This is a genomic window from Gimesia chilikensis (assembly GCF_007744075.1).
Taxonomy (GTDB): Bacteria; Planctomycetota; Planctomycetia; order Planctomycetales; family Planctomycetaceae; genus Gimesia; species Gimesia chilikensis_A.
The window spans coordinates 7,116,309-7,128,498 of the sequence record NZ_CP036266.1 but is presented as its reverse complement, the minus strand read 5'-3'; the positions used below and the strand labels follow the sequence as shown (position 1 = coordinate 7,128,498).

At 53.5% G+C, this 12,190-nt stretch carries 9 protein-coding genes; 3 read left to right on the top strand and 6 right to left on the bottom strand.

Features of this window, described 5'->3' with window-relative positions:
- Positions 1-19: 19 nt before the first annotated feature.
- From HG66A1_RS26840 to HG66A1_RS26830, 3 genes are read right to left on the bottom strand one after another with little or no spacing between them, the layout of a single operon-like run.
- Positions 20-856 carry a hypothetical protein gene (locus HG66A1_RS26840; protein ID WP_145191544.1) on the bottom strand — a complete coding sequence of 279 codons (837 nt, stop codon included), beginning with the start codon at positions 854-856 and terminating at the stop codon, positions 20-22.
- Positions 857-859: 3 nt separating this feature from the next.
- Entirely contained in the window at positions 860-2,104 is a 1,245-nt protein-coding gene (locus HG66A1_RS26835) for a class I SAM-dependent methyltransferase (RefSeq protein WP_145191541.1), read from the bottom strand.
- Complete coding sequence (locus HG66A1_RS26830; protein ID WP_197996834.1) at positions 2,079-3,152, bottom strand: prepilin peptidase; 1,074 nt, start codon at positions 3,150-3,152, stop codon at positions 2,079-2,081. Before HG66A1_RS26830 ends, HG66A1_RS26835 begins: the two co-directional genes overlap by 26 nt.
- A gap of 724 nt (positions 3,153-3,876) precedes the next feature.
- Between HG66A1_RS26830 and HG66A1_RS26825 the strand changes: the two genes are divergently transcribed.
- The gene (locus HG66A1_RS26825) at positions 3,877-5,370 is read left to right on the top strand and encodes a hypothetical protein (protein WP_145191539.1); all 1,494 of its coding nucleotides are present in this window, start codon (positions 3,877-3,879) and stop codon (positions 5,368-5,370) included.
- 13 nt (positions 5,371-5,383) lie between these two features.
- Here HG66A1_RS26825 and HG66A1_RS26820 read toward each other — a convergent pair whose 3' ends face one another.
- From HG66A1_RS26820 to HG66A1_RS26810, 3 genes are all read right to left on the bottom strand, one after another.
- Complete coding sequence (locus HG66A1_RS26820) at positions 5,384-5,836, bottom strand: hypothetical protein (protein WP_145191536.1); 453 nt, start codon at positions 5,834-5,836, stop codon at positions 5,384-5,386.
- Positions 5,837-5,964: 128 nt separating this feature from the next.
- Entirely contained in the window at positions 5,965-7,968 is a 2,004-nt protein-coding gene (rseP, locus tag HG66A1_RS26815) for an RIP metalloprotease RseP (RefSeq protein WP_145191533.1), read from the bottom strand.
- On the bottom strand, positions 7,962-9,113 hold the full coding sequence (locus HG66A1_RS26810) for a 1-deoxy-D-xylulose-5-phosphate reductoisomerase (protein ID WP_145191530.1): 1,152 nt from the start codon (positions 9,111-9,113) through the stop codon (positions 7,962-7,964). The genes rseP and HG66A1_RS26810 overlap by 7 nt, the downstream gene beginning before the upstream one ends.
- 408 nt (positions 9,114-9,521) lie before the next feature.
- Between HG66A1_RS26810 and ftsH the strand changes: the two genes are divergently transcribed.
- Together ftsH and HG66A1_RS26800 are read left to right on the top strand one after the other, a co-directional pair.
- The gene (ftsH, locus tag HG66A1_RS26805; RefSeq protein ID WP_145191527.1) at positions 9,522-11,588 is read left to right on the top strand and encodes an ATP-dependent zinc metalloprotease FtsH; all 2,067 of its coding nucleotides are present in this window, start codon (positions 9,522-9,524) and stop codon (positions 11,586-11,588) included.
- Positions 11,585-12,175 carry a TIGR00730 family Rossman fold protein gene (locus HG66A1_RS26800; RefSeq protein ID WP_145191524.1) on the top strand — a complete coding sequence of 197 codons (591 nt, stop codon included), beginning with the start codon at positions 11,585-11,587 and terminating at the stop codon, positions 12,173-12,175. Before ftsH ends, HG66A1_RS26800 begins: the two co-directional genes overlap by 4 nt.
- Positions 12,176-12,190: the final 15 nt, after the last annotated feature.

Here is a 12,190-nt window from a genome sequence, read left to right as displayed (position 1 = left end):
GCCCCGCATCTGGAGAGCTCTACTCACCTTCCAGTCGTAGTGCCGTAATCCGCACTGGCTGTTTGTCTGCCATGAAACAGAGATAACACTCTTTACCGGATTGAGTTGCAGGCTGGGCGCATGTGAGGATCCGCCGCCGACCAATGCTGATCACAAACCGGTTTCCGGTTCCCACCAGCCGCACAGGCACGCTACCGGGTTGAGCCTGTTGCAGATCCACTTTCACATTTTTGAGTTCAGTTTTCGTCTTCTGTCCGGCAGCGGTGACTGTGACTCCGGTATTCTGAAAATGGATCTGGCTGGCGACCAGGACCTGGTCCGGCTGCGCGGGATCCCGTGTCAGCAACTGCAGTTCAAAATCCGGGAACGACTGTTTGACATCGACGCGAAAACTGACGCTGACCTTTTTGTAAGGACGGATAAACGTCGCGATACAGAACTGGTCCGCCGGCGATTCCATACCTTCGTCGGTAAACTTCCAGCCTGAGTTTTTCCAGAGCAGGCGATAGAACGGATTCTGCCAGCTGGTCGAGTCGAGCTCTCCCTGTTTTACCGTCTCCTCATCAGGCAGCAATGGCTGGCGATGCGCGGTCTGCGTCAGTACGGTTTCCGTTGAGGGTGTCACGGACTCCTCAATCGGAGTCGTTTTTTCTTCAGCCTCTTCCTCTGTCGAATCCTCTGCGGTCAACTCTGGTTCCACCGTCTGCTTCTCTACGGTGGTCTGATCGGGCAGCTGATGTCGACTTTGTATGCGATAAATGAACAGCCCGGAAACCAGCACGATGCACAGAAACAGGATCAGGCCCGGTTTGACGCGTCTGGTATTGGGTGGTGTTGACTCAAAATCCTCGTGCATAACTTATCCGGCACTGTCTTTCACAGCAGATTGACACAGTTGCTTAAAGTGATCTCCCAGTGAGCGCTCCAGCGCAAAGGCAGGAATCCCGAACTGGGTTTTTAATGATTCATACTCCTCCACCGCCTGTTGGAGATCGGAGTCTGTCAGGGGAGCAGTACGTTTGACCGCTTTGATGAGCAGGTTTTTGGGAGTGTGTTGTGTATCGATGAACTCGATGACCTGTGTGCGATATCCACAGATCTCCAGCACCTGTGAACGGAGCGCATCTGTCAGCAGGGCCGCTGTTTTTTCTTTGAGAATCCCGTGTTTGAGCAGACCCTCTGCAGATTGACTTGTGATCTGCTGGTAAATTTCATTCTGGCAGCAGGGAACCGCGAGAATCACACTCGCATCCGCCTGGACAGCGGCAGCCAGGGCAGCATCGGTTGCGGTATCGCAGGCATGTAAAGAGATGGAGAGATCGCAGTGGCCCTGCTCATTCTGAAAGGCAGCGATGTCACCCGTTTTAAAAGAGAGCCCCCGGCAATCCAGGTTCTCGGCGATCTGCTGGCAGTGTTCGACCACCGATCGCTTCAGGTCGAGTCCCGTGATGTTCACATCACGCTGCAGGATCGAGGTGAAAAAATGATGGGTGGCAAACGTGAGATAACTTTTTCCACAGCCAAAGTCTGTGATCCGGAGTGTGCCGTCTTCAGGCAGCGCCGCAACGATATCGTTGATGAACTCGAGATAGCGGTTGATCTGGCGAAACTTGCGGTACTGTGCAGCCTTCACTTTTCCATTGCGCGACATCACCCCGATCTCTTCCAGAAAGGGACAATGCACGCCCTCCGGGATCAGGTACTGTTTCGCGCGGTTGTGTGACGTCACCTGCTCGGGTTGCGCTTTGGTCGGAGCGTGCTTCTTCAACTGCACAGATCCCTTATTCGTTTTCTGTAAGTGATAGTCTGCCTCATTCGTAAACAGATAACCTTCCAGAAACAGATCTTCCCACAGTTGCTCCACTCGTTGTATCGTCTCTCCCGGCAGCAGGTTTTCGTGAACTTCCTGCTGTCCCCGAGTGAACGAGAGTTGATAATGCTGCTTATCTCGAATCAGCACCGGCCTGATCGAAACCTTCCGCCGGGCCGCTGCCTTTTTTTTGATCGGCTTGCTCAACACCATTTGAATACAGTTTCCCTCCTGTAATGCTTTTATTACCAGGGAAGGTAATCCCGCTTCAGGATGTGAGGGTTGAGGATTCATCGAATGGTATCTGATCCTGCGCTGAGTTGATGTTTTCTCGGTTTCGATATGCAGCTTCAGAGAGGCCAGTCAGCAGCGGAATTGCCACGATCTGGCCACCGGTTACGAATAGATAAGTCAGGTAACCGGTTTGATCGGGAAGGATTGTCAAATATCCACCCAGTAACAGTTGTAGCGTCAATGCGCCGCAAAGAAAAGCCGCAGCCGGTAATTTGGCACAGAATGAGTCCCGCTTCCAGAAAACCAGTTGAACCACACACAGGATCAAAGCAGACAGAAATCCTACGCTGACCACCTGCTGCCAGCCCAGGTAAACTCCCATCAGAACCAGCAGCCAGAGCGTCCGTGGCGGGAACAGCGTCGGTTGCGCTCCCGGCTGAAACAGGTTTCGCCAGCAGAATAAGATTCCCACGATCACACCATACAGCAGTCCCCAGCAGACAGTCAGCACCGAACTGAGTTCAAAGCTGACATGCAGCGCGCCATGGTAACGCAGTTCACTTAACATGATTTCTGTCGAAGACACATTCGTCTGAACGGAGACCTGGGCAGGAACCGGATGCAGTTCCGGAATCAGACACCCCGCAACGAGGCCAATCCCCAGGCACCAGAACAACAGGCGGCGGGGAATCAACTGGCGGTCATATTGAATATAGGCGGCAGCCACCACGACGATAAACAGGTAACAGTAATAGACGGCCAGCGCGATCAGGTCCCAGGTCCGTCCCTCCAGAATCTGGTAACCCCCCGAAAATCGGTTCGGAGGTCGGTAAGGCAGCAGAGCCCCTCCCGAATGGACAATCGCGAGATAAAGCAGCAGGAAAACGACACCCACCAGGGCTTCCACAATCGGGTAACGTGCCGGGATGGGAGCCTGGCAGTCGCGGCATTTACCTCGCAGCAGCAACCAGCCCAGGATCGGCAGATTATCACGGGTGCGGATGGGGGTTTCACAAAAGGGGCAGCGGGACTTCGGTTTGGAAATATTCAGCCCCAGTGGCATCCGGTAGATCACCACGTTCAGAAAACTGCCGATAACGGAGCCCATCACAAAGCACCAGACAGCAGTAAAAACCTCCAAAAGCCAGTAGGAGGGACTCCAACTCATCGCTGTCAACAGTGGTGTCATTATCTGTCTGTCTCTGGTTGCGCCCGTCAGCGGGCGTTCCTGTCGGCAAACCAGGATGCAGCTGTCTCAAACAGGTGACAATCTGATCCCCGCTACCGGAATTCGGGACGGTTCTGGCTTGATTAAAAATCGAGAGAAAATCATATTTTGCAGAATTTCCCCAATCCATCAGGAATGGAATAATCGTTGCAAAAAGAGAAAGTGGTTGATTCCCAACATCATAAATAGATCCCTGGCAAAAATACATACACCATCTTACGTAATTGATACTTGATTTTTTCGAAAGTCGCGCTGGACCGCGCTTTCTCAAAAACCCCGGTCAACAGATCGAATTAGTTGAACCGATAATTGTTACATTCCGGTTTCCAAAAATCCGGGCCACTACTCCTTCGGATACGAATCAACTCTCTCTACTCACCTGAAATTCGTATCAGACTGAGTCTATGTATCGCAGTCAGACAGTTCCCATCGGGTTCTCGGGCGGACCTGAACTGTAGATTGCATCCTGCAAACAACTACGAATCCACCCAGAATCAGAACGGGAAAGACACAGGCTCACTGTAGTTCCCGGAACATTCAGATTACATACAGAAGATTTGGAAAGCAGACGGAAATGAATTCAAGGCTGACCCCCGACCTTTGGATGAAATGTTCAACTCTCATTGTTTTCGCCACCGTATTTCAACTGACCTGTAACCTGTGGGGTGATTCAGGTCCGCAACTGCTCGTACCCGATCTGGAGCAGGATCAGGGCGAAATCAGACAGGTGAACACTACTGACGCTGACAATGAAGAACCGCTGGTCGCCCAGAAGCCGGAATTCAGTATCGAAGCCCGTAAACCCGAGCTGATTGCAGACGACGCTACTGATAAATCAGAAGCCGACAAAAAAACAAAGAAGGCTTCGGTACCCGAACCGAAACCTTTCCCGGGAATTGCCCAGGATTCCAAGCCTTCGATGAAGAAACCCGAGCCTCCGCCAGTTCCCGAAATTGTGGATCCCCTGGACAAGCTCGTCGATGAAGCCATCGAAGTTTCACATCGTCGTATGCTTTCCACCGAAGTGCACACACCCTGGCAGATCGCTCACGGGATTCTGGCGCTCCGCTGGGAATACACGCTGTATCAGAATAATGAAAAAGTAAGAGCTCTCGACTGGGTCTCCACCGGTCCCAGCTTCCGCGGTCGTCCCTGGTTCATCACTACCGAAAATGGCGCGAAGGGACACCCCTTCACCGAACCTTACGCTTTTGAAGGTCACCCCAACCAGTTCCTGGCCTTCTATGCCATGGCCGGCGTGCCCCTCGATCATAAATTCAACACCGGCGAAAAGATCGTCACTATTGACGACATGATCCGCAACGCCAAAGCAGAGGTGAATACCGACGAAGAAATCACCTGGACTCTGTGGGCATTCTCACGCTACCTCCCGTGGGATACCGAATGGGTCAGCGAGCGGAATGAAGAGTGGAGCATGGAGAAACTGGTTCGGGCTCAGATGCAGTCCGAACCGACTCGCTCTGCCTGCGGTGGAACTCACGGACTGTTCGCTCTGGCCAGTGCCGTCAACTGCTACTCCCGCGATCAGAAGCATCTACGGGGTACCTGGCTGGAAGCCAGCATGCGAGTGCGTCAATACATCGAATACGCCCGTTCCATGCAGAATCGTGACGGTTCATTCTCATCCAAATATTTCGAAGGTCCAGAATACGCCAGCGACGTCAACAAACGGGTCTCCACCACGGGGCATACACTCGAGTTTATCATCGAAGCTCTGCCGCAAAACCGGCTGAATGAACCATGGGTTCGCAGTGCGGTATACCGGATTGCCACCGATCTGATTGAATACAAAAAACAGCCCCTGGAACCAGGCGGAATGTATCACGCCATCGATTCGCTGGTGATCTATCGGGAGCGCACTCGCCCCGAGTATGCTCAGTACCTTGAAGAACTGGCGAAGTCGAAAGAGTTCAAGGAACCTGTTGCCGCTGATCCGATCGTTGGATACTCAGAACGCTTCCGTCAGCAGAATCCGACACAGCACCATCAGCAGCCACAGTATCAGCAGAACAATAATCAGTCCCGGGACTACTCCTCACAGGCTCGTCGTCGCGGACTCTTCTCTCGCTTCCGCTAAGCCGCTGCCGAAACTAACCCGGCTGGTCAGGGGAATTGCCCTGGCCAGTCGCTGAGTCATCAGACTGTTTCATGTTCCGAATTGAGGGAACCCAAGTTCGCTGTTCATCCACCGCTTCCCGAATCGATTCGAGGGTCGGTGGCTGATTGCTCCCGTACTGCGTCTGGCTGTTTCGCTTGCGGGGACGGGGCGTATACTCGTAAGTATCGTTTTCTTCTTTCTTCCACCAGTGCCAGAGCTTAAGCGATTCCTGGCGCGCTTCCGGCGGTTTGTCACGCAACAGCCACGATAACAGCAGCAAAACGGTAATCACGCCGATAGCAATCATCATCGGCCTGCCCGGCGGTTCGCCACTGGTGACGACCACGAACACACAGGCGAACAATCCACCCATGAGTGTAAAAACTGTCGCCAGCCAGGCTGCTGCCTGATCTCCTGAACCACGAGGGGAGCGACCTGCCGCCATCGTTTCTTTCTCCCACATCCTGCAACGTTACTATCTGAGCAATGAGCCAGAGACCCCAGACGAGGTCGCTGACTCTCATATCAGCTTAACAGAAGAAGCTGCTGTGCCCAAATAAATTTCATTTCGGCTTACAGGAAAATATCCAGATAGAGGACGAAGATCATCAGCCCCAGCACAAAGATCATGCCAACGTAGGTTGCTGCAGCCAGAACCTGCTCGTTGGGACGTTTGCGGGTGATGCCTTCCCAGCACAAAAAGACCATGTGCCCGCCATCCAGAACCGGGATCGGCAGGAAGTTCAGCACTGCCAGGTTGACGCTCAGAAAACCGAGGAACAGCAGCAACTGCGAATAGCCGTCGTTTGAAACTTCATACGCCACCTTGGCGATGGTGACCGGGCCGCTCAGTTCCAGCGGAGACACGCGACCGGTAAACAGACTGCGCAGGGTGAGGTAAATGTCCTTGGCGGAATTCGTCGTGTATTGCACACCCATTCCCAGCGCCTGACCCATGCTTTGTGCCTGCTGAGTTTCCCGCAGCGTCTGCAGCTTGATTCCCCGGACCGGCAGGGACCATTGCTGGCCCTCTTCCTGATTCGGATTGACCCAGGGAGTCAGCTTGGCCTGTTTGATTTGTCCTTTATGACTGTAGGTCAATTCAACGGGCCAGCCTGGTCTTACCTGCATTTCCCAGAACGCATTCGCCCAGTTCATGTTCTTGTCGTCAAACTCGTAGCTGACTTCTTCCAGACCCTGCCATTCACTCAACGGTTCACCTTCCGGAGGCATGATTCTGATTTTTTTAATGTGGGCATCAGCTTCAATGCCTGCTTTGTGTGCCGGGCTGCCTTCTTCGACCTTGAGAGTGGTCGGAATCACGTGGAAGGCGATTCCCAGTGAGCCCACCGACAGGGGGGTATTGGAAAAAATTGGATGTTCCAGCCAGGCAGGATTGTCCAGAGGCACCACGTTCAGATTGACCTCAGCCGGCTGCGCCCCATCCTGGGCACGGCTCACAACAATCGGGACGGTCTCGCCGGCACGCGAAGAAAAATAGTTGGGCAGACGCAGCGGATTGATCACCTTGCCGACATCCTGACCATCGATATGAGTTATCTTGTCACCGGCTTTCAAACCGGCACGATCGGCGGGTGAGCCTTTCTGAATCGACTCGATCGGCCCGATATCCATCCAGAGTCCCAGGGTGTGGAACGGGTTGTTACCGACCGTGATCTCCACAACTTCAGACTCGGAAGCACCCTTGCGTGTCACGCCCGTTTTCAGTGTTTCTGAACTGCGGGCGGCAAACAGCCGTTGCAGCTGGGCATAGTTTTCGACCGGTTTACCGTCGATAGTCACAAACGTGTCTCCCGGCTGGTAAGCGGGTTCTGCTTTTGACGCAGCGGTTCCCTTCGCAGTGACGCTCATGCCAGGATCTTCATAGACAGGAATCTGTAGACTCTGTGACTGCAGCAGACCAATCTGGGGACGGGTCCCCGTCCGGTCCGGCGTGATATCCACTTCGAACTTCTCTCCATTCGGGTGGATCCCTTCCATCTTGATATCACCATCGCTGAAGGCACTGCTGCGGATGATATCCATGAAGGAATTGGTTTTTTCACCGTTGATTTTCGTAATCACGTCGCCCGGTTGAATCCCGGCTTCCCACGCAGGCATGCCTGGTATGGCAGCACCGACCACGCAGGGAGTCGAAGCGACGCCGAGGCGAAACGCGAAGGCAAAGAACAGCATCCCGGTAATGATATTCATAATCACGCCGGCAGAGATAATGCCCATTCGCTGGTAAACTGGTTTGGCGGAATAGGAGCGCGGATCGAGGGCGATCTCCTCGCTCGTTAACTGGCTGGGATCGACATCGTCCTGTCCCAGCATCTTCACGTAACCACCAAAGGGAATCCACGACAGCGCGTATTCGGTTTCCCCGTGTTTGAAACTTTTGATGATCGGACCAAAGCCGATACTGAACCGCTCCACTTTCACATCACACCACTTGGCGACCGCGAAGTGGCCCAGTTCGTGAAAGAAAATGACCAGCCCCAGACCGATGGCCACCATGGCAATGTTGGTCACTTTGCCGAGTAAAGTTGCTCCAATTAACAGACTGGTCAACATGACTTCCACCTTTTAATCTCCTCACGGGCCCAGTGATCCAGTTCAAACAGTTTATCCAGACTGGGGTGGGGTTCGTATTGATGTGATTTTAATACTTGTTCACAGGAGGTCGCGATATCACTGAAACGCAAATCACCCGTTAAAAAACGTTCTACGGCTGCTTCGTTAGCTGCATTCAGGACGGCACCGCATGTTCCCCCCTGCTCCGCGACTTCAATTCCCAGTCGCAAGGCGGGAAATGCTTCCAGATCAGGTGGCTCAAAGCTGAGTTCAAAAGCACGGCTCCAGTCCATTGGAGGGTTCAGACCTTCCATCCTAACAGGATACGTAAGTGCGTACTGAATGGGAAGCCTCATATCGGGAGGCGAAAGCTGGGCAATGACAGATCCGTCCACAAATTCCACCATCGAATGCACAATCGACTGGGGATGCACAACCACGGAAATCTGATCCACGGTCAGCTGAAACAGCCATTTGGCTTCAATCAGCTCCAGTGCTTTATTCATCATCGTGGCAGAATCGATGGTAATTTTTGGTCCCATGTCCCAGGTCGGATGTGCCAGGGCTTTCTCCGGGGTGACGTCTTCCAGGTCCGCGGGACTCGCTCCCCGAAACGGACCTCCACTGGCGGTCAGGATGACCCGTTTCACTTCGGATGCCGATCCCGCCTGTAGCGCCTGGTAGATGGCACTGTGTTCACTGTCGACGGGCAGCAGGGTTGCCCCGCTCCGCTCTGCCAGATCCATAATTAGTGGCCCAGCAACGACTAATGTCTCTTTGTTCGCGATACCAATCGTCTTGCCGGACTCAATCGCTGCCCAGGCACCCTTCAGTCCTGCCGCTCCGACAATGCCACAAATCACAGTGTCGATCTCATCTGCTGCAGCGACCCGCTCGATTTGCTCATCGCCGAACAGGACTTCGGTTTCCTGAGGAAAAGCACTCAGATCAACGGCAGATTTCAGGTCGGAATTGCTCACTACAGCCCAGCGCGGGCGGAACTGCTGAGCCTGTTCCGCCAGCTGTTGCCAGCTGCTGTGCGCAGTGATAGCCGTCAACTGCATCTCTTCTGCATGGGCGGCAATCACATCCAGTGTACTCGTGCCAATGGACCCCGTAGACCCGAGAACGGCTATTTGCTTCATTCGACCCTGTTATTTCATCCTCAGTCGGACAGATTGACTGTTGTTTCAATTCTTAAAGCAGAGTGGAAAAAAGACATGCCTTGGTTCTGTTTTTTTGCCCTAACCACCAACGAAACCGCATTTTAGGCGTAATAATTAAACATGGCAAGAGGCATTCAGTCCCTACCGGAGCCTTTTCAGCGTGGACCAAAGCCAGGAACACGCATTTCCAGGCAAAGCTTTGATTGACCCCCTTGTCGAAAGGACATACATTTACAATAAAACATAGATGCATTCTGTGTTAAGATCCTTTCAACTCATGATACAGATAGAAATCCAGGAATTGCTGCGTCTGGCATAATGTTCAGTTCGGCCTTCCGCTTCCCGTGACCGGCTCAGCACACTCCTCTGACAGAGATAAATAATCCCATGCCCAACTTGGATCCGAAACAGTCGAACCGCAGAGAACGTCCCACTCCCCCTGAACGCAATCCCAAAGGCGATGGCCGTCGCCCCGAACCCAAAGGTCCCAAAAGTAATGCACTCTGGTATCTCGTGGTCGGCGGGCTGATCCTGTTCATCACTCTCTCGGTGGTCTCTAATAATAAGCGTGGCGAAAAAATCAAGTTCGGCGATTTCGTCAAAGGACTGGATGACGGCAAATACAACAAAACCAACGTCCATGAGTTGAAGTTCGGCACTGACTACATCGTGTTCCAGGATCAGCCGAAACAGGAAGGCTCCGAAAAAGGAACACTCGCCAACACAACTAAAAATTATTACATCCCGGTCTGGGGGATTCCGCAGGAAGCCCGCGCACAACTGCAGACCAAGCTCGAAAATAAAAGCATTATCGTCGACTCTGAGAGTCGGCCTTCCGAGTGGGAATCGCTGATTGCGGTGCTCTTCTTTCCGGTCGTTCTGCTCATCTTCGTCATCTATCTCTTCCGGCGGATGGGCGGCGCAGGGTCGCCGATGTCCTTCGGACGCAGTCGCGGACGGATGTACGCTCAGGATGATATCGAAGTCACTTTCAACGATGTAGCCGGGATCGAAGAAGCAGTCGAAGAACTTCGCGAGGTCGTCGAATTCCTGAAAACACCGGCCAAGTATCAGGCTCTGGGAGGCCGGATCCCTAAAGGGGTGCTGCTTGTCGGACCTCCGGGAACCGGTAAAACCATGCTCGCCAAAGCCGTTGCCGGCGAAGCGGGAGTTCCCTTCTACGGACTTTCCGGGTCCGACTTCGTCGAAATGTTTGTCGGCGTCGGTGCCGCCCGCGTGCGGGATATGTTCCAGCAGGCAGCCCAGCGCTCACCAGCCATTATCTTTATCGATGAACTCGATGCCCTGGGTAAAACGCGTGGCAGCGGCATGCCCGGCGGTCATGATGAACGCGAACAGACACTCAACGCCCTGCTCGTTGAAATGGATGGGTTCGGCTCCGATCAAAGTGTGATCGTCATGGGGGCCACCAACCGTCCCGAAACTCTGGACCCCGCCTTGATGCGTCCCGGTCGTTTTGACCGACACGTCCTGGTTGACCGTCCCGATGTTCGCGGCCGCGAAGCCATCCTCAAAGTCCACAGTGCCAAAGTCAAAATGGACGAGTCCGTCAACCTGCAGCACATCGCCAAAATTACCCCCGGCTTCGTCGGTGCGGATCTGGCCAATCTGATCAATGAAGCTGCCCTGCTCGCTGCCCGTAATAACAAAGAAGCAGTGACAATGCGGGAATGCGAAGAAGGCGTAGAACGCGTGGTCGCCGGCCTGGAAAAATCAACCCGCCTGATTCACGAAGACGAAAAGAACCGGGTCGCTTACCACGAATGTGGTCATGCCCTGGTAGCCTGTTCGCTGCCCAACGTGGATCCGGTACATAAAATATCGATCGTACCCCGTGGTCTTGGTGCCCTCGGTTATACATTGCAACGACCCGAAGAAGAAAAACAGCTGGTCACCCAGAGCGAACTGGAAAACCGTATCTGCGTGCTCCTCGGAGGCATCGCTGCCGAAGAAATTATCTACCAGGAAACATCCACCGGTGCTCAAAACGACCTGCAGCGGGCAACCGACCTCGCCCGCCGTATGGTGACGGAGTTTGGTATGAGTGCCAAACTGGGCCGCGTACATTACAGCGAAACCCGTCGGTCGCCCTTCCTCGGGGATACCTCCTCAGGTTCGGAAAGCATTCACAGTGAAAACACGCTCCGGGAAATCGATCTTGAAATCAGGCGGATCATCGATCAATGCGCGAAGATCGCTTACGAGGTTCTGGATGAACGCCGGGAGCTGCTCGAGCACCTGACCCAGGAACTGCTTGAATGCGAAGTCATGGACATGGACCAGCTCCAGTCGATTCTCAAGCAGCATCAGCGCGGCCCGCAGATCAAACCGGGAACGTTCGTTGATAACAGTGCAGAAAATAAAACTGCCGAAAAAGACAAGGAAGAGCCTGCCTCAGACAACGATCAGTCAACTGATGGAACCGGTACATGAGTAAGATCAACAGCATCTGCGTATTCTGCGGCTCGAAATCCGGCAGCGATCCTCAATACCATGAGTCTGCTCAGGAACTGGGACGTCTGCTGGCCGAACGAAACATCACGCTGGTTTACGGCGGCGGCAGCGTAGGACTGATGGGCATCATTGCAGACGCCGTTCTCGCAGCCGGCGGTAAAGTGATCGGCGTTATTCCGCGACAACTGGCTACCCGGGAACTGCTCCATCCGGGAGTCGAAGAAATGCACGTCGTGGAAGACATGCATACCCGCAAAGCGAAAATGGCTGAATTTTCCGATGCGTTCATCGCGATGCCGGGCGGCTTCGGTACTCTCGAAGAACTCTTCGAAGTTGTCTCCTGGGTTCAACTCGGCATCTATCTCAAGCCGATCGGACTGCTCAACACCTCAGGTTTCTATGATCCGCTTCTGAATCTGGTCGAGCATTGTATCGATACCGAATTCATTAAACCGAAATACCGCGATCTGATCATTGCCGATGAAACACCGGCCACGCTTGTTGATCATCTCGAGAAACACCAGCTGCCGCACATCGAGAAAATTCTGAGTCTCAAGCAGAGCTGATCTCAAATAAAAACA

What these genes read in the sequence shown, in the direction of transcription:
- HG66A1_RS26840 (WP_145191544.1), bottom strand. Translation starts at nt 856, where the DNA reads ATGCACGAGGATTTTGAGTCAACACCACCCAATACCAGACGCGTCAAA.
- ftsH (WP_145191527.1), top strand. Translation starts at nt 9,522, where the DNA reads ATGCCCAACTTGGATCCGAAACAGTCGAACCGCAGAGAACGTCCCACT.
- HG66A1_RS26800 (WP_145191524.1), top strand. Translation starts at nt 11,585, where the DNA reads ATGAGTAAGATCAACAGCATCTGCGTATTCTGCGGCTCGAAATCCGGC.
- HG66A1_RS26810 (WP_145191530.1), bottom strand. Translation starts at nt 9,113, where the DNA reads ATGAAGCAAATAGCCGTTCTCGGGTCTACGGGGTCCATTGGCACGAGT.
- HG66A1_RS26825 (WP_145191539.1), top strand. Translation starts at nt 3,877, where the DNA reads ATGAAATGTTCAACTCTCATTGTTTTCGCCACCGTATTTCAACTGACC.
- HG66A1_RS26820 (WP_145191536.1), bottom strand. Translation starts at nt 5,836, where the DNA reads ATGGCGGCAGGTCGCTCCCCTCGTGGTTCAGGAGATCAGGCAGCAGCC.
- HG66A1_RS26830 (WP_197996834.1), bottom strand. Translation starts at nt 3,152, where the DNA reads ATGGGCTCCGTTATCGGCAGTTTTCTGAACGTGGTGATCTACCGGATG.
- HG66A1_RS26835 (WP_145191541.1), bottom strand. Translation starts at nt 2,104, where the DNA reads ATGAATCCTCAACCCTCACATCCTGAAGCGGGATTACCTTCCCTGGTA.
- rseP (WP_145191533.1), bottom strand. Translation starts at nt 7,968, where the DNA reads ATGTTGACCAGTCTGTTAATTGGAGCAACTTTACTCGGCAAAGTGACC.